The 23,913-nt window shown below is 60.9% G+C and carries 21 protein-coding genes; 13 read left to right on the top strand and 8 right to left on the bottom strand.

The window, feature by feature from the left end; genetic code table 11:
• Positions 1-134: 134 nt before the first annotated feature.
• From AB4N53_RS23000 to AB4N53_RS22970, 7 genes are all read right to left on the bottom strand, one after another.
• A complete protein-coding gene (locus tag AB4N53_RS23000) occupies positions 135-506 on the bottom strand; it encodes a translation initiation factor Sui1 (RefSeq protein ID WP_007914613.1) in 372 nt (123 codons plus the stop codon).
• A 319-nt stretch (positions 507-825) separates the two neighbouring features.
• The gene (locus tag AB4N53_RS22995; protein ID WP_460123624.1) at positions 826-1,383 is read right to left on the bottom strand and encodes an NUDIX hydrolase; all 558 of its coding nucleotides are present in this window, start codon (positions 1,381-1,383) and stop codon (positions 826-828) included.
• A 3-nt stretch (positions 1,384-1,386) separates the two neighbouring features.
• Positions 1,387-2,454: a DUF2333 family protein gene (locus AB4N53_RS22990; RefSeq protein ID WP_460123620.1), complete on the bottom strand. Its 1,068-nt coding sequence runs from the start codon at positions 2,452-2,454 to the stop codon at positions 1,387-1,389.
• Between the two features lie 138 nt (positions 2,455-2,592).
• Complete coding sequence (locus AB4N53_RS22985) at positions 2,593-3,051, bottom strand: hypothetical protein (protein WP_460123617.1); 459 nt, start codon at positions 3,049-3,051, stop codon at positions 2,593-2,595.
• Positions 3,052-3,065: 14 nt separating this feature from the next.
• Positions 3,066-3,572 carry an Hcp family type VI secretion system effector gene (locus AB4N53_RS22980; RefSeq protein WP_460123614.1) on the bottom strand — a complete coding sequence of 169 codons (507 nt, stop codon included), beginning with the start codon at positions 3,570-3,572 and terminating at the stop codon, positions 3,066-3,068.
• Entirely contained in the window at positions 3,551-4,273 is a 723-nt protein-coding gene (locus tag AB4N53_RS22975) for a hypothetical protein (RefSeq protein WP_460123611.1), read from the bottom strand. The genes AB4N53_RS22980 and AB4N53_RS22975 overlap by 22 nt, the downstream gene beginning before the upstream one ends.
• Positions 4,273-5,421, bottom strand: a complete 1,149-nt coding sequence (locus AB4N53_RS22970; RefSeq protein WP_460123608.1) for a DUF2515 family protein — start codon at positions 5,419-5,421, stop codon at positions 4,273-4,275. Before AB4N53_RS22970 ends, AB4N53_RS22975 begins: the two co-directional genes overlap by 1 nt.
• A 323-nt stretch (positions 5,422-5,744) precedes the next feature.
• On the opposite strand from AB4N53_RS22970, the gene gcbA reads away from it, so the two are divergent.
• From gcbA to accC, 5 genes are all read left to right on the top strand, one after another.
• A complete protein-coding gene (gcbA, locus tag AB4N53_RS22965; protein ID WP_016771860.1) occupies positions 5,745-7,415 on the top strand; it encodes a diguanylate cyclase GcbA in 1,671 nt (556 codons plus the stop codon).
• Positions 7,416-7,466: 51 nt separating this feature from the next.
• Complete coding sequence (locus tag AB4N53_RS22960) at positions 7,467-9,413, top strand: methyl-accepting chemotaxis protein (RefSeq protein ID WP_460123605.1); 1,947 nt, start codon at positions 7,467-7,469, stop codon at positions 9,411-9,413.
• A 241-nt stretch (positions 9,414-9,654) separates the two neighbouring features.
• Complete coding sequence (gene aroQ / locus AB4N53_RS22955) at positions 9,655-10,110, top strand: type II 3-dehydroquinate dehydratase (protein ID WP_125917543.1); 456 nt, start codon at positions 9,655-9,657, stop codon at positions 10,108-10,110.
• Positions 10,111-10,134: 24 nt separating this feature from the next.
• Positions 10,135-10,593, top strand: coding sequence for an acetyl-CoA carboxylase biotin carboxyl carrier protein (accB, locus tag AB4N53_RS22950; protein WP_016771862.1), 459 nt, complete (start codon positions 10,135-10,137; stop codon positions 10,591-10,593).
• 17 nt (positions 10,594-10,610) lie between these two features.
• Complete coding sequence (accC, locus tag AB4N53_RS22945; protein WP_024011424.1) at positions 10,611-11,966, top strand: acetyl-CoA carboxylase biotin carboxylase subunit; 1,356 nt, start codon at positions 10,611-10,613, stop codon at positions 11,964-11,966.
• A gap of 137 nt (positions 11,967-12,103) precedes the next feature.
• On the opposite strand, the gene AB4N53_RS22940 is transcribed toward accC, so the two are convergent.
• On the bottom strand, positions 12,104-13,258 hold the full coding sequence (locus AB4N53_RS22940) for a hypothetical protein (RefSeq protein ID WP_460123602.1): 1,155 nt from the start codon (positions 13,256-13,258) through the stop codon (positions 12,104-12,106).
• A 194-nt stretch (positions 13,259-13,452) separates the two neighbouring features.
• Between AB4N53_RS22940 and prmA the strand changes: the two genes are divergently transcribed.
• From prmA to AB4N53_RS22900, 8 genes are all read left to right on the top strand, one after another.
• Complete coding sequence (gene prmA, locus AB4N53_RS22935) at positions 13,453-14,331, top strand: 50S ribosomal protein L11 methyltransferase (RefSeq protein WP_460123599.1); 879 nt, start codon at positions 13,453-13,455, stop codon at positions 14,329-14,331.
• A gap of 30 nt (positions 14,332-14,361) precedes the next feature.
• On the top strand, positions 14,362-15,633 hold the full coding sequence (locus tag AB4N53_RS22930) for a DUF3426 domain-containing protein (RefSeq protein WP_460123596.1): 1,272 nt from the start codon (positions 14,362-14,364) through the stop codon (positions 15,631-15,633).
• Positions 15,634-15,818: 185 nt separating this feature from the next.
• Positions 15,819-16,829, top strand: a complete 1,011-nt coding sequence (gene dusB, locus AB4N53_RS22925) for a tRNA dihydrouridine synthase DusB (protein WP_041480672.1) — start codon at positions 15,819-15,821, stop codon at positions 16,827-16,829.
• Entirely contained in the window at positions 16,826-17,146 is a 321-nt protein-coding gene (gene fis, locus AB4N53_RS22920; RefSeq protein WP_002555375.1) for a DNA-binding transcriptional regulator Fis, read from the top strand. The genes dusB and fis overlap by 4 nt, the downstream gene beginning before the upstream one ends.
• An 83-nt stretch (positions 17,147-17,229) precedes the next feature.
• On the top strand, positions 17,230-18,837 hold the full coding sequence (purH, locus tag AB4N53_RS22915) for a bifunctional phosphoribosylaminoimidazolecarboxamide formyltransferase/IMP cyclohydrolase (RefSeq protein ID WP_460123593.1): 1,608 nt from the start codon (positions 17,230-17,232) through the stop codon (positions 18,835-18,837).
• Positions 18,838-19,009: 172 nt separating this feature from the next.
• The gene (gene purD, locus AB4N53_RS22910; RefSeq protein WP_024011419.1) at positions 19,010-20,305 is read left to right on the top strand and encodes a phosphoribosylamine--glycine ligase; all 1,296 of its coding nucleotides are present in this window, start codon (positions 19,010-19,012) and stop codon (positions 20,303-20,305) included.
• Positions 20,306-20,404: 99 nt separating this feature from the next.
• Positions 20,405-23,182 (top strand): hybrid sensor histidine kinase/response regulator, encoded by a 2,778-nt coding sequence (locus AB4N53_RS22905; RefSeq protein ID WP_460123588.1) that lies wholly within the window; start codon positions 20,405-20,407, stop codon positions 23,180-23,182.
• Positions 23,183-23,245: 63 nt separating this feature from the next.
• Positions 23,246-23,842 (top strand): MarC family protein, encoded by a 597-nt coding sequence (locus tag AB4N53_RS22900; protein ID WP_016771870.1) that lies wholly within the window; start codon positions 23,246-23,248, stop codon positions 23,840-23,842.
• Positions 23,843-23,913 lie beyond the last annotated feature (71 nt).

Raw genomic sequence — 23,913 nt, 5'->3', positions numbered from 1 at the left:
CGGCGGTAGACCGCACTGACTGCGTGGAGTTTAGAAACCGGTCATGAACAGGCTCTGTGAAAACCATGGCGACGACGCCGGATCCGAGAACACTCGAAGCCGGATCAAGCCGCCGGAGGGTTTCACAGAGGCTGCTAGCCGCCGGATTTCTTCGCTTTGAAACCGTGCTTGATCAGCTCTGCCAAGAGTAGCTCGACGTGATCGCCCTGGATTTCGATGATGCCGTCCTTCAACGCCCCGCCGGTGCCACAACGTTTCTTCAACGTCGTCGCCAGCTCCTTGAGCGCGTCTTCGGCCAGAGGCACGCCGGTGATGGTGGTCACCGTCTTGCCGCCACGCCCTTTGCTTTCGCGACGCACGCGGGCAATGCCGTCACCGGCCGGGATCACGGTTTGTTTGCAGATACAGGCGTCCACCGGTTTGCTGCATTCCGGGCAATGACGACCTGCGTCGGTGGAAAATACCAGGCCGCCCAGGGCGGCGAAGGATGCGGCTTTCTTGGCCACCGGCAATCCTCTCGGGAGGACAAAGACTGATCGCAACCTTGGGCAAGGTCAGCGACCGCGAAGCCCCACTCAGGCAGGGGCAGCGCTACTGCATCGGAAAACTTTGAACGCTGGACTGAATATCTGTAGGAGCTGACGAGTGCAACGAGGCTGCGATCTTTTGATCCTGATCTTTAAAAGCAAGACCAAAAGATCGCAGCCTTCGGCAGCTCCTACGGTAAATCTGCAGGCCAACCCTCAAGCTATCCGGTGCAGTTTGAAAAAGGTCGCGCAGTGTAACGGCAAAAATCGCGATTGCTAAGTGCCAATCGGCGCCAATTCATGTGTTCTTTGCGACGTCGCTTTGCTGCGCCTTGAGATAGCGCTTCAGCGCGGCCAGAGAGTCCGGGCAATAAGGCTTTTCGCTGATTTCGCGCATGACCTGTTCAACCGGGATGAATCGCGCTTCGAGGACTTCTTCCGGCTGCAGTTTCAGCGGCCCGTCCCACACGGCGGAAAACGCCGAACACCACAGACGATTGCCGGTGTCTTCGAAGTAGAAGTGATCGTGAGCGGTGAGTTCGACGCCGCTGACGCCCAACTCTTCCTCCAACTCGCGCGCCGCCGACTCGGCGTAGCTTTCGTCAGCCTGAACCATGCCGCCTGCGGCGACATCCCAGTAACCGGGGTAAATCGCCTTGCTCAACGTGCGCCGGTGCACGCACAGCTCACCGGCGGAATTGAACAGCATGATGTAGGTGCCACGGCCGATCAGCCCGCGCTCGCGCAAATCGGCGCGCACCAGCGCGCCGAGCAGGTTGTCCTGCTCGTCGACCCAAGCGATCTGTTCAGCGTCCGAGGCGGCGCGATGGGCCGCCTCTCTTGTGCTCTGGCTCACGTATCAGCCCTGATTGAGCAGTTGACGCAAATCGATCACCGCAGCGTTGGCCCGGGAAATGTAGTTGGCCATGACCAGCGAGTGGTTGGCCAACACGCCGAAACCGCTGCCATTGAGGATCATCGGGCTCCACACCGGCTCTTGCGAAGCCTCCAGTTCACGGATGATCTGGCGCACGCTGACGGTGGCGTTCTTCTTCGCCAGCACATCGGCGAAGTCGACTTCGATGGCGCGCAGCAGATGCGACAGCGCCCAGGCCTGACCGCGTGCTTCGTAGAACACGTTGTCGATTTGCATCCACGGGGTTTCCACGACTTCTTCGTCAACCTGCGGCACTTCGCCGACCGCCGGGACTTCGGTCTTCAGCGCAGTATTGAGCTTGACCCGACCGACACTGGCCGACAGGCGTTGCGACAGCGAACCGAGACGGGTACCGACATCGCCCAGCCAGTTGTTGAGGTTGTCGGCGCGCGCATAGAACAGCGCGTTTTTCTGATTCGGATCCGACAAGCGCGACTGATAACGGCTCAGGGAGTTGATCCCTTCCTGGTATTCCGACTCGCTGGACGGCAGCACCCAGCTCTTGTTGTCGAAGTTGAAGCGCGGTTCGGCCTTGGCCAGATCGGCGTCTTCGGCGGACTGCGATTGCGAACGGGCGAAGTCTTTGCGCAGGGCGCGGGTCAGGTCACGCACCTGCACCAGCACGCCGTATTCCCAGCTCGGCGTGTTGTCCATCCACAGGCCCGGCGGGAAACGATCGTTGGAAATGTAACCGCCCGGCTTGTTGAGCAAGGTGCCGGCAACGGTCTTCAGGGTTTCGACCGTGGTGTAGCCGACCACCATTTGCTTGCCTTCCTTCTCGGCAGCGACCTGGGCGTTCTGCGCCACCGGAAACAGCTCCGGTTCCTGGCTCCAGTACCAGCCCAGCGCGAAGGTGACCAGCAAGTACAGACCGACCACTGTGGCCAGCGCCCGGCTGAACAGCAGCCCGCCGACATAGCTGCGGGTGGCCGACTTGGGCTCGGCGGCACGTTCAGGCGCGCTGCCCGCGCGGTTTTTCCAGTCCAGCATGGCGATATCCTTTCAATCACTTGGGTTCAACGGTTCGACCACAACCATACAACAACGTGCCAAGGCCTAGCACCCGCTATCGCGGCACTGGCGCAAAACAAGCGAAGGACGTCGCGAAAGAAAGAATAAACGCAGGTTTCAGACGTTGAAGATGCGCAGCGAAAGCTGCCGCACTTGATCGTCGGTAAACAGATGAGCAATGCCTAAGACGTCAGTTCGACGCTGACTGGGTATTCCATCGATCGTGGCGATGTAGGCCTGCGCGGGTAAAGGCTCACCGGTAACACTGTCGACCAGACGAAAGATTCGCGCCGTGCGGGTGGGCTGCTCGGGAGGGTTGTTCATCAGCTCGAGCACGGCCTGTTGGAACACCGCTTCGGCGCCCTGCCAGTAGCCATAGTCGGCTTCGGCTCTGATCAGGCACCATTCACCCTGCTTGATCTGCGCCAGGACTTCGCTGTCCAGATTGATCATCAAGCCCGCGCGCAATTGGTCCAGCCCTTCGAGCGATTGGCGCATGCTCAACAGGCTGCTGACGTGGGCCAGCGCCTCCTCCACGCAACAGACATGCTGGCGCTCGTGGTCGGTCAGGCTCATTTCACGGACCAGCCTCAACGGAGTTCCTCGCCTTGCCACTCGTCCGAGCCCATCGTCCGGCTGATTTCGTGGCGCCAGTAGATGCGCCGGTAGCTGAAGTGGACTTTCTCCAGTTGGGTGAGATGCGACGTGGCCGTGTCGAGACAGTTCGGCATCAATAGTTCGCTGCCGACGACCAACGCGTCCTCCAGTTCCACCGTGTAGAAGTGCTCCTGCACGCCACTGGCCGACGTGCGATAGAACTCCACGCGACACTCGCTCAGCAACTCGCCGCTGGACAGCGCCATGTTCAGCAAGGGCGAAGCCTTGTCGAGGGTTTTGGTGATGATCAATGGCCTGTGCATCCGCCGCCCGGCGCCCTGATCCTTGGGGATGTACATGCCATGGCTGAGGGCCTGAACCATGATCTTGTCTTCGCGCCCGCTCTGGTAGGTATTGCCCACCGAAGCTTCAGTGAAAGCGCCGGCGGTGATCAGGCCCTGGCGGCTGCCGTGAATGGTCATGAAGGCTGGGATGGGCATGGAATGGCTCCTTTTTCGGGTAGGGGTGGGAGGAAATGATGGGATTCGAGGCGGCGATCTTCCATCTCGTCGAAAGGAATCCACGGTTCGGCAACGTCGAGAGTGATGAGGTAGCGCTCCTGATCGAGGTGCCTTGAATCTCTGAAGCGCGCAAGAATCAGCATTGCCTGGTATTTATCACCGGCCTGCCAATAGGACACCCCCGAAAGCACTCCCTGTCTGACGTATGCGCGCCATTCGGGGGTGTCCGCGATTGTCGGGTCACCCTGCGTACCCATCGGTTTCCAGCCTTTGGCGCACCATTGGTTCTGCAGATCGGTGACAACCTTCATGGCGTCGTCGATCAGCAGAGGTTCGATTTGCGGAGACATGCGGATGCTCACGGTCAGATTGTTGACGAACGTCACGGTGAAAAACCGAGCCAGCGGCGTCTCGAACCCGTACTGCGGATCAACGAAGCGCAGGCGCGCATCCGTCTTCGGAATGCCACCGGAAACAGACTTGCTACCCCGCCCCCACACACTGAACGGAGCGGTCGAATGCGCCTCCATGTACTCGTAGGTTTCGCCGATCCCCAAAATAATGACTGGTTCGTTCCACAGCGGTTGCATCAGTTGCCGTAAAGCGGCCAATGCAACAGCAGCACTTACCACCAACCACACCCAGCGACGCCGGCCTATTTGCCTAAGGCGCAAGCTCATCAGCCCTCCTCCCTCATCGCAATCTCGCGAATTGACTGCGCCAACAATCCTCTGTTGCTGTCGTTGAGCAAGAGATCAAAACGACTTGCCGCCCGCAGCACAAACTTCATCCGCTGGTCGATATCGGACAAATCTGCCAGCGGATTGCTATCAAAATCAATGGTCCGGCCGTCATCGACACGCTGGCATTGGCTGGTCAGCGTCAGCTCCATGGCCTGAGCGACACCGGAAGGAAAGTTGGTGACGAAAGAAAAATGATTGCCGCGCAAAAGCGCAACCAGGTGGCTGTTTTCGTAAATGGTCGGCTGGAGGATATTTTGCTGCTCGTGCCACGCCAAATGCTTAACGCTTTCGGCAACGCTGCCCGCGTCTATAGCTTCGAAGGCTTTCTCTATTTCAGAATAATCACGACCGAAACCAAGCGTTTCCTCACCTACCGGCCAAAGCACCGGCCACTTCGCATGCGCATAAATCTTCCGCCTTTCACGAAGACATTTCTTCAACTCCGCCAATCCCCGCACCGCATAGAACTGATGCAACGGATAAACATCCAGAAACAGCGTGGTATTGCCCATCGCCATCATCTCGTAGACATGCCGGAACTGTTGCTCGGCCACCGACAGCTCTTCGCCCGGCACCCGGACATCCATGACAGACAGCGGATTACGCGCCTGAGCCTGTTGATATTCACGCAGGTCTTCGGCCTGCCCCGGGATTTTTTCCGGCGTGAGCAATCCGGATTCGCGTCGGCTGTCTCGCAGCCGCTGCCGCGCTTCGTATTCCTCGCGGATGCGTTCAATACTCTGTGCCGCATGCAGCAAGCCACAGCCGACCTGCTTGGAGGCGAACGCCGCCAGGCCCGCCCATTGAAAATGTGAGTCGTGCAACCACAACCGCGCATAAGCCGCGTTGATCGCTCGGTTGCGCGCGACCGGATCGGCAATCAGCACGCCGTTCGGGGCGACGATTGCTTCGGCGGCGCGCTGATAGCGCCGCCAGAGGCATTGGCAGGTCAGCACTGGCACCTCTGTCACCTGCACCCGCTCGCCATACAACAACTCTTCGCCGCAAGCGCAGTCGTCGATGGGCGTGATGTTGTGATTGAGGCGCTGGGCATCACTGGCGAGTTCGGTGAAACATTGGCTCATGGCGGATGGACGGCAGCTAGGGGAATCCCTGAACCGTACCAGCCAACCGGGCCGGTGAAAGCGCTTAGAAAAAAATCAGAAAGCGCTGTCAGACGCCGCCCGTCAAGGCCGGTGAAATGTCGACAGCGCTGACAGGATTGCTCGTAAAACCCCAGCATGCGGGCACTTGGAAAAAATCAGAGGTAAAAACAAAACCACCCGGTCAGAAACTGAATCGTGTCGTCCAGCAGATTATTGACGTACGACACTCGTCTAAGGGAAAAGAGGTGCTAGCATAGAGCCACCAGTCGATCTCAGCATGCACCCTAACTAGTAGTCAGGATATGACCGAGCCAGAAGACCCCAGCCGTGAGCGTCTCAAGCACCACTTTGCCCAGCGGGTAATTCATCAGGCACGTCAGATTCTTGAGATATGGCAGCGCCTGCAACGCAGTGAGTGGTCCACCGTCGATCTCGCCGAACTGAGCGAGGCGAATCTGCGTCTGCTGCGTTTTGCCGAGCGCTTTGAACAGCCGGAACACACGCAACTGGCGCACCACATCAGCCAGTCGCTGCAAGCGGTGGATGCCAACCGTGGGCGCCTCAGCAGCGGCCTGATCACCGATCTCAATCGTTTGATGCAGCGCCTGTCGCGCACCGGCCTGCGCCATGGCGACCAGCTCGACCAGACGTTCCTGCCGCCGCTGCGCAAGCCGATCTACGTGATGTTGCAGGATCACGATCGGGCCGAACGCCTGGCCAAGCAGCTCGAATTCTTTGGCCTGAGCGCACAGGCGCTGGACAGCGTGGCGGCGTTTCGCTCGTCGATGGTCGAGCGCTTGCCCGCGGCGATTGTCATGGACGTGGATTTCAGTGGCCCCGGCATCGGCCTGAAACTCGCCGCCGAAGCTCAGGTCGGCCTCGAAGAACCACTGCCGCTGCTGTTTTTCAGCCTGCACGAAACCGACACCCCGACCCGCCTCGCCGCCGTGCGCGCTGGCGGTCAGGAATTTCTCACCGGCACCCTCGAAGCCTCGAGCCTGCTGGAAAAAATCGAAGTGCTGACCTGCGTCGCTCAATACGAGCCTTATAAAGTGCTGATCATCGACGACTCGCGCGCCCAGGCCTTGCACACCGAGCGCCTGCTCAACAGCGCCGGAATTGTCACCCGCACTTTGATCGAACCGATTCAGGCGATGGCCGAACTGGCGGATTTCCAGCCGGATCTGATCATCCTCGACATGTACATGCCGGCCTGCACCGGCACCGAGCTGGCCAAAGTCATCCGCCACAACGACCGCTACGTCAGCGTGCCGATCATTTACCTGTCGGCCGAGGATGATCTGGACAAGCAGCTCGACGCCATGAGCGAGGGCGGCGATGACTTCCTGACCAAGCCGATCAAACCGCGACACCTGATCACCACCGTGCGCAACCGCGCCGCGCGGGCGCGCAATCTGAAAGCGCGGATGGTTCGCGACAGCCTCACCGGCCTGTACAACCACACGCACATCCTGCAATTGCTCGAAGACTGCTCGTTCCGCGCCCGCCGCGAGAACAAGCCGCTGAGCTTTGCCATGCTCGACATCGATCACTTCAAGCGGGTCAACGACAGCCACGGCCACCCCATGGGCGACCGGGTGATCAAGAGCCTGGCGCTGTTTCTCAAGCAGCGTTTGCGCAAGACCGACTTCATCGGTCGTTACGGCGGCGAAGAGTTCGCCATCGTCATGCCCGACACCGATATCGACGCGGCGCATAAAGTCCTCGACGAAATTCGTCAGCGCTTCGCCGAGATTCATTACCCGGCGCAGCCGCAGGACCTGTGGTGCACCTTCAGCGCCGGCGTGGTGGAAATGTGCGATGACTCCGACAGCCTGATGATGGCCAGCCAGGCCGACGAGGCGCTGTATCGCGCCAAGGGTGCAGGACGCAATCGGGTGCAGACCGCGCGGCAGTCAAAGCAAAGTGCCACTTTTTCATCGGAATCCACTGATTCGGTCATAACCTTGTAATGGAACCGCAATAAATTCAGGCGCTTACCATTTCTGCCGTTGGTAGCCGTCATGCGCCTGAAGTTGCTCACCAATCTCAACACTCTGCTGCTGGTCGCCGTCTGCGTGGCCCTTGGCGCCACGCTGTGGTGGTCGCAAAAAGCCCTCGAACGTCCGTATCTGTTGATGGAGCGTTACCTCGGGCTGTCGCAACAATTTCAGAACGAGGTGGCGCGCAACGTTGAGGATTACCTCGCCAGCGGTGACGCGCTGCGCCTGAGCAGCGCCGCCCAGGCCATTGACAGCGTGCACAAGCAACTGGGTGAGCTGCCCCCGACGCTGGCCGACACCGTGCAGCCAAGCCTGTCGAGCCTCGATGAGTTCAGCAAAACCGACCTGCTCGCCGCCGGCAAACTGGCGGGCGATCCGCAAGCCTTGCTGTTGCAGGCCGAACGCGAACTCAGCGCCAGCCTTGATCAGCTCAACACCTACGCCAATGGCAACGCGGCCTATCTCGCACCGCTGCTCGCCGCGTCGCAGCACCTGGGCAAACTGTCGCTGGCGCGGGACAAACTGGTCAGCAGCGGGCGCAGTGAACTGGCCGCCGATGTCGAGCGCGAAGTAAGCAACATGCGCGCTCAGGCCGAGGCCATCGATGCCCTGCCCTTGCTCGGTGTGGTCGCCAGCAACGAATCGAGCAGTGACGATTTCGCCGCATTGATGGGCATCGAAAACACCGAAAAAGCCGCCACCGAAGATGCTGGTGTCGCCCTCAAACGCGAACTGAACAGCTTGCTTGGCCGCTATCCGGCGGAACTGGCGCGCACCCGCGAGCAGATCCAGAAACGCGCCGATCTCAGCGCCGCCACCCACGAAAAAATCGCCAGCGTGCAACACGCCATTGCCGGCCTCGAACCGGTGGTGCGTGCGCAACACGGGCAGATCCAGGGTGAAGTGCGCCTGATGCAAGGCGTGATGATCGGCCTGATTCTGCTGATCGCCCTGCTCATCGATACCTTGCAGCGGCGCCTGGCCCGCACCCTGACCAACCTCGCCCCGGCTTTGTCGACCTGGGCCGAGGGCGATTTCAGTCGTGACATCCAACTGGGCAAGACCAATCGTGAACTGCACGACATCGAAGCCTCGCTCAACCGCTTGCGCGCCTATCTGGTGGATCTGGTCGGCACCATTCGCGGCAACGCCGAGCAGGTCGCGGGCAGCAGCCGCACCCTCGCCGAACTGAGCAATGATCTGCACAGCGGCGCTGAGCATCAGGCCGGCGATACCGCGCTGATTCGCGACTCGCTGGGTGAACTCGAGGCAACCATTCAGCAAGTGGCTGGCGATGCCCGTCAGGCTGCGGACGCCAGCCGCCACGCCGGACTGGCCGTCGAACATGGCCAGACGGTGATCGGCCAGAGCCTGACCGGGCTGCATGCGCTGGTCGGTGAAGTTCAAGGCAATGCGCAGATGATCGAACATCTGGCTGAAGAATCGGCAACCATCGGCGGCGTGCTGACGGTGATTCGTTCGATTGCTGACCAGACCAATCTGCTCGCCCTGAACGCCGCGATCGAGGCCGCCCGCGCAGGGGAGATGGGCCGTGGTTTCGCCGTGGTCGCCGAAGAGGTACGCTCGCTGGCACAACGCACCGCCGGGGCCACCGCGGAAATCCAGACGCTGATCGCCGGCCTGCAGACCGCCGCGCGACAATCGGTCGAAGGCATGCGCGCGCAGGTCGAACACGCCGAGGCCACGGCCAGTCAGGCGCAAGCGGCGGACGGTGCATTGGACAAAATCGTCGGCGCGATCCAGACCATCGCCGACACGGCTGTGCGCATTGCCGATGTCACCGCGCAGCAAAGTGGCGCGGTCAGCGAAATCCGCGACCACAGCGAGCGCATTCATCAATTGGGTGGGGATAACCTGCTGCGCATCGGCCAGGGGCGCGAACAGGGCGAGAATTTGTTGGTTCTTGGCGGCCAACTGCACACAGCCGTTCAGGCCTTTCGCGTCTGACACACCGCCTTCGCGAGCAGGCTCGCTCCCCCACTGGAATGCATACCCCTGTGGGAGCGAGCCTGGTCGCAAAGAGGCCCTTGCCAACATCGCGAATGACCGGATCAGCTCACCCGGTCACAAATTTCGCGCAAACATCGGCCATCGTGCCGCCTATTGCATGGAACTGGACAGTCACAAAGGCTTTGCGGCATAGTCGCCGGGTTCTGACGACTGCTCATTGATAACAAGGACAATGCAGATGGCAACGCTACTGGTGCTGCACGGCCCCAACCTGAACCTGCTCGGCACCCGGGAACCGGGGACCTACGGGTCGACGACCCTGGCGCAGATCAATCAGGATCTGGAGCGGCGCGCCCGTGACGCCGGGCATCATCTGCTGCATCTGCAAAGCAACGCCGAGTACGAATTGATCGACCGCATCCACGCTGCACGCGGTGAAGGCGTGGACTTCATTCTGATCAATCCGGCGGCTTTTACGCACACAAGTGTCGCATTACGTGACGCGCTGCTGGGAGTGAGCATCCCATTCATCGAAGTGCATTTGTCCAACGTGCACAAGCGCGAACCTTTCCGCCATCACTCCTACTTCTCCGATGTAGCGGTAGGAGTGATCTGCGGCCTTGGCGCCAGCGGTTACCGACTGGCCCTGGAGGCCGCACTAGAGCAGCTTGAACACCAAGCTATACGCCCCTGACCGACCCTTGGGAGTTGATGATTCATGGATATCCGTAAAGTTAAGAAACTGATCGAATTGCTGGAAGAGTCCGGCATCGACGAGCTCGAGATCAAGGAAGGCGAAGAGTCCGTACGCATCAGCCGCCACAGCAAGACCCCGGCGCAGCAGTATTACGCGCCAGCCCCGATGCAGGCTCCGGCCGCTGCCCCTGCCGCCGCGCCAGTCGCTGCCGCAGCCCCGGCTGCCGCTGCTGCACCTGCGCTGAACGGCACCGTTGCCCGTTCGCCGATGGTCGGCACCTTCTACCGTAAATCTTCGCCAACCTCGCCAGCCTTCGTTGAAGTCGGCCAGACCGTGAAGAAAGGCGACACCCTGTGCATCGTCGAAGCCATGAAGATGATGAACCACATCGAAGCTGAAACCAGCGGTGTGATCGAATCCATCCTCGTCGAAGACGGCCAGCCGGTTGAGTACGACCAACCGCTGTTCACCATCGTTTGAACCGCGGAGAGCCTTTGATGACTGCGAAGTTGGAAAAAGTTCTGATCGCTAACCGCGGTGAGATCGCCCTGCGGATTCTGCGTGCCTGCAAAGAGATGGGCATCAAGACCGTCGCCGTTTACTCCAAGGCCGACAAAGAGCTGATGCACCTGGGTCTGGCAGACGAATCCGTCTGCATCGGCCCGGCGTCCGCCGCTCAGTCTTACCTGCACATTCCGGCCATCATCGCTGCCGCTGAAGTGACCGGCGCTACCGCCATTCACCCAGGCTACGGTTTCCTCGCGGAAAACGCCGATTTTGCCGAGCAGGTCGAGAACTCCGGCTTCGCCTTCATCGGCCCGAAAGCCGACACCATTCGCCTGATGGGTGACAAGGTATCGGCCAAGCACGCGATGATCGAAGCAGGCGTACCGACCGTTCCAGGTTCTGACGGCCCGCTGCCGGAAGACGAAGAAACGGCGCTGCGCATCGGTCGTGAAGTCGGCTACCCGGTGATCATCAAGGCCGCCGGTGGCGGTGGTGGTCGCGGCATGCGCGTGGTGCACAAGGAAGAAGACCTGATCGCCTCGGCGAAACTGACCCGCTCCGAAGCAGGTGCGGCGTTCGGCAACCCGATGGTCTATCTGGAAAAATTCCTCACCAACCCGCGCCACGTCGAAGTGCAGGTACTGTCCGACGGCCAGGGCCACGCCATCCACCTGGGTGACCGCGACTGCTCGCTGCAGCGTCGTCACCAGAAGGTTCTCGAAGAAGCGCCGGCACCGGGCATCGACGAGAAGGCGCGCCAGGAAGTACTGGCTCGCTGCGTCAAGGCGTGCATCGACATCGGCTACCGTGGCGCCGGTACTTTCGAGTTCCTCTACGAGAACGGTCGTTTCTACTTCATCGAAATGAACACCCGTGTTCAGGTGGAGCACCCGGTTTCGGAGATGGTCACCGGTATCGACATCGTCAAGGAGATGCTCAGCATCGCCGCTGGCAACAAGCTGTCGTTCACTCAGGATGACGTGGTCATTCGCGGTCACTCGCTGGAATGCCGGATCAACGCTGAAGATCCGAAGACCTTCATGCCGAGCCCGGGCACGGTCAAGCATTTCCACGCTCCAGGCGGCAACGGCGTTCGCGTCGATTCGCACCTGTACAGCGGGTATGCCGTGCCACCGAACTACGACTCGCTGATCGGCAAGCTGATCACTTACGGCGCAACCCGCGACGAAGCCATGGCCCGCATGCGCAATGCCCTGGACGAAATCGTGGTCGACGGGATCAAGACCAACATCCCGCTGCACCGTGATCTGGTTCGTGACGAAGGCTTCTGCAAGGGTGGTGTGAACATTCACTACCTCGAGCACAAGCTGGCCAAACAGTCGTAAGACTGAAGCGCTTGAAAAACCCGATCCCTGCGGATCGGGTTTTTTTATGCCTGGAGCGGCCCCTCAGCTCAGCGACACCAGCGAAAAAGCATGCCCTTGAATCAATTCAGGAGTCGCTTGACGCCCGCCCTGATCGATCACCGCGCCAGAGGCATCCTGTTACAGCGGCTTTTGACGAAACCGCTCCATGAATAACCTGGCGCGTTTCGATACCGGATCGGTGGCATATCCCGCTCGCTGCAAAGGTACCCGACCGGATAATCCTGGCCGGCCAGCATCTCGGCGACGAATGCCGGTTCCAGCGGCTGATTGCGTCGCGAAGGACCACTGGTCACTTCGAGAACAACGGCGAAATCCGTACCGATCGGCCCCGCTGCGAGCAACTCGCTCAGACTGCGGTTCTGCGTCGGCTCGCCAACCGCTGAACGCCATCTCAGGCGAACGTCAATGCGGTCCGGTTCGACCTCCATGTCAAGCTTGAGCTGAATGTAGTCAATCGCCTGTTGCCGGGCATAGGCGCGCAACGAGCCGTAGCCCTCCAGCAGATCATCGAGCGCTGCCTGGGCCTGCGCCGTCTGCTCTTGATAACCGCGCAACCTCGCACGTTCCGGCTCATTCAGCACCCGCAACCAATGTGGCAACTGCGCGTATGACTGCGCTTCGAGCCTCCTCTTTTCTGCGCCCGTTGCCAGCGCCGTCAACCGATAGCGCCGAGCGCCCCGTTCCTGAACCTTTTCGATCTGCCTGCGCAATCGATCCGGCGTCAGTCCCGCGAGACGGTCCGAGTGGAACAGCGCGTCGATATCGCTGATGTAGCGCCGCAACTTGCGCAGAACCAACTGATCGAAGGCAGCCTCCAGCCCTTTGGTTTCCCAATGTGTTCGCAGGTAGTTTTTGTATTGATCAAGGAAGTGCCCGGAAACACTATCCACGGTCTGGACGACCGCTTGACGATGGCCGACCGGCAATCCCCGATCAGCTGCACCCGGCCAGCGGTACGGCGCATCACGGATCGCCAGGTACGTCACCGGCTTGCCGTCGATGATTTTTTGCAGGATCGCATCAATCAAAGCCAGCACGAACCCCGGATCGATATTGCCGTGCGGGTAATGATTGCGCAGCTCGGTCAATGCGAAATCTTCCATGGCCTCCAATAAGGTCAGCTGACTGCTCAGACGCTTGTCGATCAGCACCTGCGAGCGCGTAATCCGCAGCAGAATTTCCTGGGTCGTTCCCGTGGGCGCAGCGGCTTGCGATCGTTTGTCTTCTCCAATCCCTTGTTCATCCGCCATATCGTCCAGCCCGTTTGTGCGTATAAATGAGCTTTCACTCTATTTATCGCCATCCGCACGCAGGCGATACCTATGTATATCGCCCCGGCGAATGTGTAACAGCAAAGCGGCGTGTCCACTTTGCCGGCGACCTGGCGTAAACTGCGCGCTTTTGCAGCTTCGGGCTGCCCCACAGATTTTCAAAGGTGCCCGCCATGCCTTGGCTGCAAGTCCGTCTCGCCATCACCCCGGAACAAGCCGAAACCTACGAGGACGCATTTCTCGAAGTCGGCGCCGTGTCGGTGACCTTCATGGACGCCGAAGACCAGCCGATCTTCGAACCGGAACTCAATACCACGCCGCTGTGGTCGCACACCCACTTGCTGGCGCTATTCGAAGGCGGCACCGAACCGGGGCCGGTGCTGGCTCATCTGGCGTTGCTGACCGGCAGCCCGCTGCCCGAGCACCACAGCGAAGTCATCGAAGACCAGGACTGGGAACGCAGCTGGATGGACGGTTTCGAGCCGATGCGTTTTGGCCAGCGCCTGTGGATCGTACCGAGCTGGCATGCGGCGCCTGAGCCTGACGCGGTCAATCTGCTGCTGGACCCGGGCCTGGCGTTCGGCACCGGCACCCACCCGACCACCGCGCTGTGCCTGGAATGGCTCGACGGCCAGGATCTGAAAGACTGTCACGTGCTGGATTTCGGCTGCGGCTCGGGGATTCTGGCGATTGCCGCCCTGCTGCTCGGCGCCAAGGAAGCCGTGGGCACCGACATCGACGTGCAGGCACTGGAAGCCTCGCGCGACAACGCCGGGCGCAACAACATTGCCGATGAACTGTTCCCGCTGTACCTGCCCGAGGATCTGCCGCAGGTTCAGGCCGACGTGCTGGTGGCCAATATTCTCGCCGGTCCGCTGGTGTCTTTGGCGCCGCAATTGTCCAGCCTCGTCAAGAGCGGTGGGCGTCTGGCGCTGTCGGGCATCCTCGCCGAGCAGGGCGAAGAAGTAGCGGCAGCCTATGCGCAGGACTTCGAACTCGACCCGATCGCCAATCGCGACGGCTGGGTGCGCATCACCGGGCGTCGGCGCTAAAATGACCGCTTGCCTGAACCGGATCGCCGCATGACCGACAGTTTCGTCACCCAGTGCCCGCATTGCCAGACCAGTTTCCGCGTCAACCATGCCCAGTTGAGCGTGGCGCGCGGGGTGGTTCGTTGCGGCTCCTGCCTGCAAGTGTTCAATGCTGCCAAGCAGTTGCTCGAGCAACATGCCGGCAAGGACACGGTGACGCCGGTCGCACCAGCGCTGCCTGAAGCGCCCGCGCCTGTCAGCGATGCTGCGGTCGTCGAACAGCCCCCCGCACCGCGCGCCATCAGCCAGAAGCAATGGAGCGCGTCGGAACTGGATCTGGACAGCCTCGATCTGGACGAAGAACTCGCCCGCCTCGAACAGCGCGAAATCCAGCCGGTCGCCGAATTCGGCCGGGCCCGCGAAGAATCCTTGAGCGCCCGGCGCGACAGCCCGGAACCGGACGAAGGCACATGGTCCGACAGCCTGTTCAGCGAGCCCGCCGCTGAGCGCAGCACCGCGTCGGATGCCGAGCCAGATATCGAGCCGTATATCGAGGGCGTAGAAATCCTCGAACCCGAGCGCACCGAACCCTCGTTGTCGCTGGAGCCGGTGGATCTGGATGACGAGCCGCCGATCCCGCAACTGCGCCTGCACGATCCGATCGACCCCAACGCTCGCCGCGAACGGTTCTCAGCCAGCGACGACAGCGATGACGACGATCTGCCATTGATCACTTCGCCGCGCAAAAAACGCGAACGGGCCGAGCCCGGCGTGCGCGCCGAGGTCCTGCAGGATCTGACCGACGACCCGCTGCAGCTGGACTGGCAGCAACGTCGCTCGCCCTGGGGCCGGCGCCTGCTGTGGCTGGTGCTGGTGGTGTTGGCGGCCGGCGGTCTTGCCGCTCAGTACGTTGCCTATCACTTCGAAGAACTGGCGCGACAGGATCAATACCGGCCGTGGTTCCAACAGATCTGCCCGCAGATCGGCTGCACCGTGCCGTCCAAAGTCGACATCGGCAAAATCAAGAGCAGCAACCTGGTGGTGCGCAGCCATCCGGAGTTCAGCGGGGCATTGGTGGTCGATGCGATCATTTACAACCGGGCGACGTTTTCCCAGCCGTTCCCCTTGCTCGAACTGCGCTTTGCCGACCTCAACGGTCACCTGATCGCCAGTCGTCGCTTCAAACCCGGCGAATACCTGAGCGGCGATCTTGAGGGCCTGGCGGAAATGCCGCCGCAGACGCCGATCCACATCGCCCTGGATATTCTCGATCCGGGGCCGAAAGCGGTGAATTACAGCCTCAACTTCCACTCACCGGAATGAACCGCTTCAGCGTTTCCTGATTGACGGCATTTTTCTGACTGGATCGCAGCCAACCAAACCGTTGGCGATAACAGAATAACTGTTCAGATTTTGTTCAATTCAGCCTTTAACCAGTCATCGAGAGCGGGTATCATGCCCACCCTTTTTCGAACTCTCATGATCCGGCCCCACTTCAGGGAAGTCCTATGTCGGCGGTACGCATCGGCCCATATACATTGCAGAACGGTTTGATTCTCGCCCCAATGGCGGGCGTCACCGACCAGCCCTTTCGTCAGCTGTGCAAGCGTCTGGGCGCAGGGCTTGTAGTCTCGGAAATGGTCACCAGCGACATGAGCCTGTGGAATACCCGCAAGTCGCGCATGCGCATGATCCACGAAGGCGATCCCGAGCCACGCTCGGTGCAGATCGCCGGTGGCGATGCGCAGATGCTGGCCGATGCGGCACGGGCCAACGTCGAGCTGGGCGCGCAGATTATCGATATCAACATGGGCTGCCCGGCCAAGAAGGTCTGCAACAAGGCCGCCGGCTCCGCGTTGCTGAAAGACGAAGCACTGGTGACCGAGATCCTGCAGGCCGTAGTGGCCGCGGTTGATGTGCCGGTCACCCTGAAGATCCGCACCGGTTGGGATCGCGAGAACAAGAATGGCCTGAACGTGGCGAAGATCGCCGAACAGGCCGGGATCACAGCGCTGGCCGTGCATGGCCGCACCCGCGCCGATCTGTACACAGGGGAAGCCGAGTACGACACGATTGCCGCGATCAAGCAGGCCGTGTCGATCCCGGTATTTGCCAACGGCGATATCGATTCGCCGGAAAAGGCCCGTTACGTGCTTGATGCGACCGGTGCCGATGGCCTGCTGATTGGCCGTGCCGCTCAAGGGCGGCCATGGATTTTTCGCGAGATCGAACACTTCCTGCGCACCGGCGAGAAATTGCCCGCGCCGGAACTGAGCGAAGTGGAACGCATCCTGCTGGAGCATCTGGCTGCCCTTCACGCTTTCTATGGCGACGTGATGGGCGTGCGCATTGCCCGCAAGCATGTGGGCTGGTATCTCGCAACCTTGCCGGGCGCCAGGGAGTTTCGCGCCCGTTTCAATCGTTTGGATGGTACGGAAACACAATGCGCCGACGTTCGGGAGTTCTTCGCCGAGCGTTACAAGAGCCTGACAGGGGACGAAGAAGGGGTGGCCGCATGACGATGATGACCGAGACTTTAGTGAGTGGAACAACACCCGTGAGCGACAACGTGAATTTGAAACAGCACCTCAACACGCCGAGCGAAGAAGGCCAGACCCTTCGCGGGAGTGTCGAGAAGGCGCTGCACAATTATTTCGCCCACCTTGAGGGCGCGTCCGTCACGGATGTGTACAACCTGGTGCTGTCCGAAGTCGAGGCGCCCCTGCTCGAAAGCGTGATGAACTACGTCAAGGGCAACCAGACCAAGGCCAGTGAGCTGCTGGGACTGAACCGCGGCACGCTGCGCAAGAAACTCAAGCAGTACGATCTGCTGTAAGCATTCAATCAAACCAGAAAGGCGCCCGCGTAAAAAACGGTCGCCTTTTTTGCTGACTTCCTTTGCTTTTGATGGAAATTGAGATGACCGACCAGACTACCCGCCTGCCGATCCGCCGCGCCTTGATCAGCGTTTCCGACAAGACCGGGATCCTCGAATTCGCCAAGGAGCTTGAAGCTCTGGGCGTCGAGATCCTCTCCACCGGCGGAACGTTCAAGCTGCTGCGCGACAACGGCGTTGCCGCAGTGGAAGTCGCGGATTACACCGGTTTCGCCGAGATGATGGACGGTCGGGTGAAAACCCTGCACCCGAAAATCCACGGCGGCATCCTCGGTCGTCGCGGTACTGACGATGCGATCATGAACGAGCACGGCATCAAGCCGATCGATCTGGTAGCGGTCAACCTTTACCCGTTCGAAGCGACCATCAACAAGCCAGGCTGCGACCTGCCGACCGCCATCGAGAACATCGATATCGGCGGGCCGACCATGGTCCGTTCGGCAGCGAAAAACCACAAAGACGTGGCCATCGTGGTGAATGCCAGCGATTACGCCAACGTTCTGGAAAACCTCAAGGCCGGCGGCCTGACCTACGCTCAGCGTTTCGACCTGATGCTCAAGGCCTTCGAACACACCGCCGCCTATGACGGCATGATCGCCAACTACATGGGCACCGTGAACCAGGCCGCTGAAACCCTTAGCACCGAAGCTCGCAGCGAATTCCCGCGCACCTTCAACAGCCAGTTCATCAAGGCCCAGGAAATGCGCTACGGCGAGAACCCGCACCAGAGCGCGGCGTTCTACGTGGAAGCCAAGCCTGCCGAAGTCGGCATCGCCACCGCGACCCAACTGCAAGGCAAAGAACTGTCGTACAACAATGTCGCCGATACTGACGCGGCACTGGAATGCGTGAAGAGCTTCGTCAAGCCGGCCTGCGTGATCGTCAAGCACGCCAACCCGTGCGGCGTGGCGGTCAGCCCGGACGCTGAAGGCGGCATCCGTCAGGCTTACGAACTGGCCTACGCCACCGACACCGAATCGGCGTTCGGCGGCATCATCGCCTTCAACCGTGAACTGGATGCCGAGACCGCCAAAGCGATCGTCGAGCGTCAGTTCGTTGAAGTGATCATCGCCCCATCGGTCAGCGAAGAAGCCCGTGCCATTGTTGCCGCGAAAGCCAACGTACGCCTGCTGGCCTGCGGCGAGTGGTCGGCTGACCGCGCCGCTGCCTGGGATTACAAGCGCGTCAACGGTGGCCTGCTGGTGCAGAGCCGCGATATCGGCATGATCAGCGCCGACGACCTGAAAGTGGTGACCAAACGCGCACCGACCGAACAGGAAATCCACGACCTGATCTTCGCCTGGAAAGTCGCCAAATACGTCAAATCCAACGCCATCGTCTACGCCAAGAACCGTCAGACCATCGGTGTCGGCGCCGGCCAGATGAGCCGCGTCAACTCGGCACGCATCGCCGCGATCAAGGCTGAGCACGCCGGCTTGCAGGTGGCCGGCTCGGTCATGGCGTCCGACGCGTTCTTCCCGTTCCGCGACGGTCTGGACAACGCGGCCAAGGTTGGCATCACTGCAGTGATCCAGCCGGGCGGTTCGATGCGTGACAACGAAGTGATTGCTGCTGCTGATGAAGCCGGCATCGCGATGGTCTTTACCGGCATGCGCCACTTCCGTCACTAATTCCGCTCCCTCTGGATGCAGGCTTTGTGTAGGAGCTGACGAGTGAAACGAGGTTGCGATCTTTTGATCCTGTATTCAAATAGCAAGATCAAAAGATCGCAGCCTTCGGCAGCTCCTACAGGGCCCGAGCTCAGAGGTTTGGCAGCGCCCCACAGAATTTGAGGTTTTTGAAATGAATGTTTTGATCATTGGCAGCGGTGGCCGTGAACACGCTCTGGCCTGGAAAGTGGCTCAGGATCCGCGCGTGCAGAAGGTTTTCGTTGCACCGGGCAACGCTGGCACCGCCATTGAAGCCAAGTGCGAAAACGTCGCCATCGACGTGCTGGCGCTCGAGCAACTGGCAGATTTCGCTGAAAAGAACGTGTCCCTGACCATCGTCGGCCCGGAAGTGCCGCTGGTGGCTGGCGTCGTCGATCTGTTCCGCTCCCGTGGCCTGGACTGCTTCGGTCCAACCGCCGGTGCTGCGCAACTGGAAGGTTCGAAGGCCTTCACCAAGGACTTCCTCGCGCGCCACAAGATTCCGACTGCCGATTACCAGAACTTCACCGAGATCGAGCCGGCCCTGGCTTATCTGCGTGAAAAAGGTGCGCCGATCGTGATCAAGGCCGATGGCCTCGCTGCCGGCAAAGGCGTGATCGTCGCCATGACCTTGGCCGAAGCCGAAGACGCGGTGCGCGACATGCTCGCCGGCAACTCGTTTGGCGACGCCGGTTCGCGCGTGGTGATCGAGGAGTTCCTCGACGGCGAAGAAGCCTCGTTCATCGTCATGGTCGATGGCAAGAACGTCCTGCCGATGGCTACCAGCCAGGACCACAAACGCGTCGGTGACGGCGACAGCGGCCCGAACACCGGCGGCATGGGCGCCTACTCCCCTGCTCCGGTGGTCACCGCCGACGTGCATCAACGGGTGATGGACCAGGTGATCTGGCCGACCGTGCGCGGCATGGCCGACGAAGGCAACGTCTACACTGGTTTCCTTTACGCCGGTCTGATGATCGACAAGGCCGGCAATCCGAAGGTCATCGAGTTCAACTGCCGCTTCGGCGATCCGGAAACCCAACCGGTGATGCTGCGTCTGCAATCGAGCCTGGTGCTGCTGGTTGAAGCCGCATTGGCGCAAGCGCTGGACAAAATTGAAGCGCAATGGGATCCGCGTCCGAGCGTCGGCATTGTGCTGGCCGCCGGTGGCTACCCGGGCGACTACGCTAAAGGCGCGGCGATCAATGGTCTGGATGCAGCGGCGGGCCTGGAAGGCAAAGTCTTCCACGCCGGCACCGCATTGAAGGACGGTCAGGTCGTTACCGCTGGCGGTCGCGTACTCTGTGCCACGGCCATGGGCGCCACCGTCGGTGAAGCGCAGCAGCAAGCCTACAAACTTGCTGCTGCCATCGACTGGGAAGGCTGCTTCTACCGCAAGGACATTGGCTACCGCGCCATTGCCCGTGAACGCGGCGAAACCCAGGAGTAAGCGACCTATCAGGCCCGGCGCGGGATGCCATTCCTCGCCGGGCTGTTCGGTCGTCGCGCATCGTTATATTCTGGCATCAACCTACGAAGGGATTTCGCCGTGCGCTGGCTCAGGATTGCCATAAGCTTCACCGTCACGCTGATGACCTTGCTCTGCATGCTCCCGGCCCAGGCCGCGCAAGGCAGTGGCTGGTCGGTATTGCTTGACGATCAGGGCATCCTGCAACTGAGCGACATCCGCTCCGCTCGCTACACCAATCAATTCAGCCCCATCGAGCTTGACCGCCTGACCGCGGCCGAACCCGAGGGCGCCCTGTGGCTGCGCTTCAAACTGGCGCCGGGCAAGCACGAACAAGTGCTGCGCATCTTTGCCCCCGACCTGTCACAGCTCAATCTCTACGTGCTCGACGGCGACCGGCTGATCGAGCAACGCAATACCGGCAACGAACGGCCCCAGGCCGAACATCCTTTGCCGAGCAGCGATTTCATGCTGCCGCTGCCCCAAGCCGACAAGCCGCTGGACGTCTACGTACGCATGGTTTCCGGCCATCAGCTGCGCCCGCACATCACCCTGCAAGCGGCAATCGAAGGCGCAGCCGATCAGAAGCAGACGCTGATTTTCGGCCTGCTGTTCGGCTGCCTCGCGATGCTCCTGCTGCACAACCTGGTGCGCTACGCCTACTCGCGCTCACGCAGCAGTCTGTGGCTGGCGATCTGTGAGGGCCTGCTGGGGCTGAGTCTGTTCCTGTTGCTCAACCTCGCCGGTCCGTGGCTGCCGAACTGGCAAGCCATTCAGACGCCGGGCGCTTATCTGGCATTGCTGCTGACGGCTCCAGCCGGGTTGATGTTTGCCCTGCGCTTCTTTGCGCCACTGGGCCAGCACCCGCTGAACAAACTGCTGTGGGGCGACATTCTGTTGATCGTTACGTGCAGCCTGTTGCTGCTGTTCGTCAACACCCTGCCGCTGAACATCATCACCTACGCACTGGTGGCGCTGGCCGGTCTGAGCATGTTGCTGGTGGGCTTCTATCACTGGCAGAAGGGCTATCGCCCGGCGCGCCTGTTCGTCGCCGCCATGGTCGTGTTCAACATCGGTACGCTGGTCATCCTCCCGGCCCTGCTCGGTCTGACGCTGGTCACGCCGCAGGGCCTGATCATGACGCTGATGGTGTTCATCTGCATCAGCGGCCTGTTGATGAGCATTGCCTTGGGTGAGCGACAGCGCAGCATCACCGAAAGCCGCTTCAGCATCAGCCGCGACCTGGCGGCAAGCAACGCCGAAATCAACGCCAAAGCCGAATTCCTCGCCAAGATCAGCCACGAAATCCGCACGCCGATGAACGGTGTACTGGGCATGACCGAGCTGCTGCTGGGCACGCCGCTGTCGGTCAAGCAGCGCGATTACGTGCAGACCATCCACAGCGCCGGCAACGAACTGCTGACACTGATCAACGAGATCCTCGACATCTCCAAGCTCGAATCCGGGCAGATCGAACTCGACGACGTGCAGTTCGACCTCAATGCGCTGATCGACGATTGCCTGAGCATCTACCGGGCCAAGGCCGAGCAACAGAACGTCGAGCTGATCAGTTTCATCCAGCCGCAAGTGCCACGGGTGATCAGCGGCGATCCGACGCGCCTGCGCCAGACCTTGCTGAGCCTGCTGGAAAACGCCCTGAAGAAAACCGAAGAGGGCGAAGTGCTGATCGTCGTCGCCCTCGACGAGCGCAGCAGCAAACCGCGCCTGCGCATCGCCGTGCAGGACAGCGGCGCGCCGATGGAGCCGGAAGAGCGCGAAGCGTTGCTGCACGCCGAACTGCACAGCAAGCACTTCCTTTCGGCCAATCGCCTCGGTGGCAATCTCGGCCTGGTGATCGCGCGGCAGCTGATTCGTTTGATGCAGGGCGAGTTCGGCATCAAGAGCGGCGCCACTCAGGGCAGCACTTTGTGGCTGACCTTGCCGCTGGACCCGGATCGCCTCGAGCATCCGACGTCCGACCTGGACAGCCCGCTGCAAGGCGCGCGGGTGCTGGTGGTCGACGATAACGACACCTGCCGCAAAGTGCTGGTGCAGCAATGCAGCGCCTGGGGCCTGAATGTCAGCGCTGTGCCGTCGGGCAAGGAAGCGCTGGCGCTGCTGCGCACCAAGGCGCACCTGCGCGACTACTTCGACGTGGTCCTGCTCGACCAGAACATGCCCGGCATGACCGGCATGCAACTGGCAGCGAAGATCAAGGAAGACCCGAGCCTGAACCACGACATTCTGCTGATCATGCTCACCGGCATCAGCAATGCGCCGAGCAAGATCATTGCGCGCAATTCGGGGATCAAACGGATTCTGGCGAAACCGGTGGCCGGCTATACCCTCAAGACTACGTTGGCGGACGAACTCAATCAGCGCAACAAGGGCCAGGTGGTCTACCAGCCGCAAGTGCTCACGGCGGCTACGGCGGCCAAAGTGCCGAGCGACTTCCGCATCCTCGTCGCCGAAGACAACACCATCTCGACCAAAGTGATTCGCGGCATGCTCGGCAAGCTCAACCTGCAGCCGGACACCGCGAGCAATGGCGAAGAGGCGCTGCAAGCGATGAAGGCCCAGCGTTACGACCTGGTGCTGATGGACTGCGAAATGCCGATCCTCGATGGCTTTTCCGCCACCCAACAACTACGTGCCTGGGAAGTCAGCAATCAGCGCATCCGCACACCGATCGTGGCCCTCACCGCGCATATTCTCGCCGAACATAAAGAACGCGCCCGCCAGGCCGGCATGGACGGGCACATGTCCAAACCGGTCGAGCTGTCGCAGTTGCGCGAGCTGATCGAGCACTGGGTTGCGCAGCGCGATCAACAGAACCGGGCCACGACCCAGCCGTCGTAAACCGACAGAGCCGGCAGTGCCTGATAGACTCCCCCACGACTCCATCGCCAGTGAGCTTGCACCATGCTCCATGTGTTGTTCAGCGTTTACCTGAAGATGCTGGTGCTCTACAGCCCGTTCTTCGTGTTGTCCTGCTTTATCAGCCTGACCCGCGGCTATTCGCGCAAGGAGCAGCGGCGTCTGGCCTGGAAGGTCGCTCTTGCGACGCTGATTTCCAGTGTTTTGCTCTATTTGTTCGGGCGGGTGATTTTCGATGTCTTTGGTATCACTGTGGATGCGTTCCGCATCGGCGCCGGCAGTGTGCTGTTCATTTCCGCGCTGGGCATGGCCCAGGGCAAACCAGCGGTGCAGGCCGACAATGTGCAGCAGGACGTGACCATCGTGCCGCTGACCATTCCACTGACGGTCGGCCCGGGCACCATCGGTGCATTGCTGGTGATGGGCGTCAGCCAGCCGCACTGGGACGACAAGCTCACGGCGATCATGAGTATCGCGCTGGCCAGTTTCACGGTCGGCGTAGTGCTGTATCTGTCCAATCGTATCGAACGGATACTGGGTGATCAGGGCCTGCAGATCGTCAGCCGCTTGATGGGGTTGTTTGTTTGCGCGCTGGCAGCGCAAATCATATTTACCGGTGTGAAAGGTTACCTGGTGCCTTGAGCGGCGCCGCAGCGCAATGACCACAGCGAAACGCCGCGCACGGTCACCGTGTGCGGCGTTTTAGTGTGCAG

It is taken from the genome of Pseudomonas sp. H3_E04 (assembly GCF_054668915.1).
This window is presented reverse-complemented; position numbering and strand designations above follow the sequence as displayed.

Bases quoted from the DNA above. Each gene is read 5' to 3' on its own strand.
- AB4N53_RS22990 (WP_460123620.1), bottom strand. From the start codon at position 2,454: ATGCTGGACTGGAAAAACCGCGCGGGCAGCGCGCCTGAACGTGCCGCC.
- AB4N53_RS22985 (WP_460123617.1), bottom strand. From the start codon at position 3,051: ATGAGCCTGACCGACCACGAGCGCCAGCATGTCTGTTGCGTGGAGGAG.
- AB4N53_RS22980 (WP_460123614.1), bottom strand. From the start codon at position 3,572: ATGCCCATCCCAGCCTTCATGACCATTCACGGCAGCCGCCAGGGCCTG.
- AB4N53_RS22975 (WP_460123611.1), bottom strand. From the start codon at position 4,273: ATGAGCTTGCGCCTTAGGCAAATAGGCCGGCGTCGCTGGGTGTGGTTG.
- AB4N53_RS22970 (WP_460123608.1), bottom strand. From the start codon at position 5,421: ATGAGCCAATGTTTCACCGAACTCGCCAGTGATGCCCAGCGCCTCAAT.
- gcbA (WP_016771860.1), top strand. From the start codon at position 5,745: ATGACCGAGCCAGAAGACCCCAGCCGTGAGCGTCTCAAGCACCACTTT.
- AB4N53_RS22960 (WP_460123605.1), top strand. From the start codon at position 7,467: ATGCGCCTGAAGTTGCTCACCAATCTCAACACTCTGCTGCTGGTCGCC.
- aroQ (WP_125917543.1), top strand. From the start codon at position 9,655: ATGGCAACGCTACTGGTGCTGCACGGCCCCAACCTGAACCTGCTCGGC.
- accB (WP_016771862.1), top strand. From the start codon at position 10,135: ATGGATATCCGTAAAGTTAAGAAACTGATCGAATTGCTGGAAGAGTCC.
- accC (WP_024011424.1), top strand. From the start codon at position 10,611: ATGACTGCGAAGTTGGAAAAAGTTCTGATCGCTAACCGCGGTGAGATC.
- AB4N53_RS22940 (WP_460123602.1), bottom strand. From the start codon at position 13,258: ATGGCGGATGAACAAGGGATTGGAGAAGACAAACGATCGCAAGCCGCT.
- prmA (WP_460123599.1), top strand. From the start codon at position 13,453: ATGCCTTGGCTGCAAGTCCGTCTCGCCATCACCCCGGAACAAGCCGAA.
- AB4N53_RS22930 (WP_460123596.1), top strand. From the start codon at position 14,362: ATGACCGACAGTTTCGTCACCCAGTGCCCGCATTGCCAGACCAGTTTC.
- dusB (WP_041480672.1), top strand. From the start codon at position 15,819: ATGTCGGCGGTACGCATCGGCCCATATACATTGCAGAACGGTTTGATT.
- fis (WP_002555375.1), top strand. From the start codon at position 16,826: ATGACGATGATGACCGAGACTTTAGTGAGTGGAACAACACCCGTGAGC.
- purH (WP_460123593.1), top strand. From the start codon at position 17,230: ATGACCGACCAGACTACCCGCCTGCCGATCCGCCGCGCCTTGATCAGC.
- purD (WP_024011419.1), top strand. From the start codon at position 19,010: ATGAATGTTTTGATCATTGGCAGCGGTGGCCGTGAACACGCTCTGGCC.
- AB4N53_RS22900 (WP_016771870.1), top strand. From the start codon at position 23,246: ATGCTCCATGTGTTGTTCAGCGTTTACCTGAAGATGCTGGTGCTCTAC.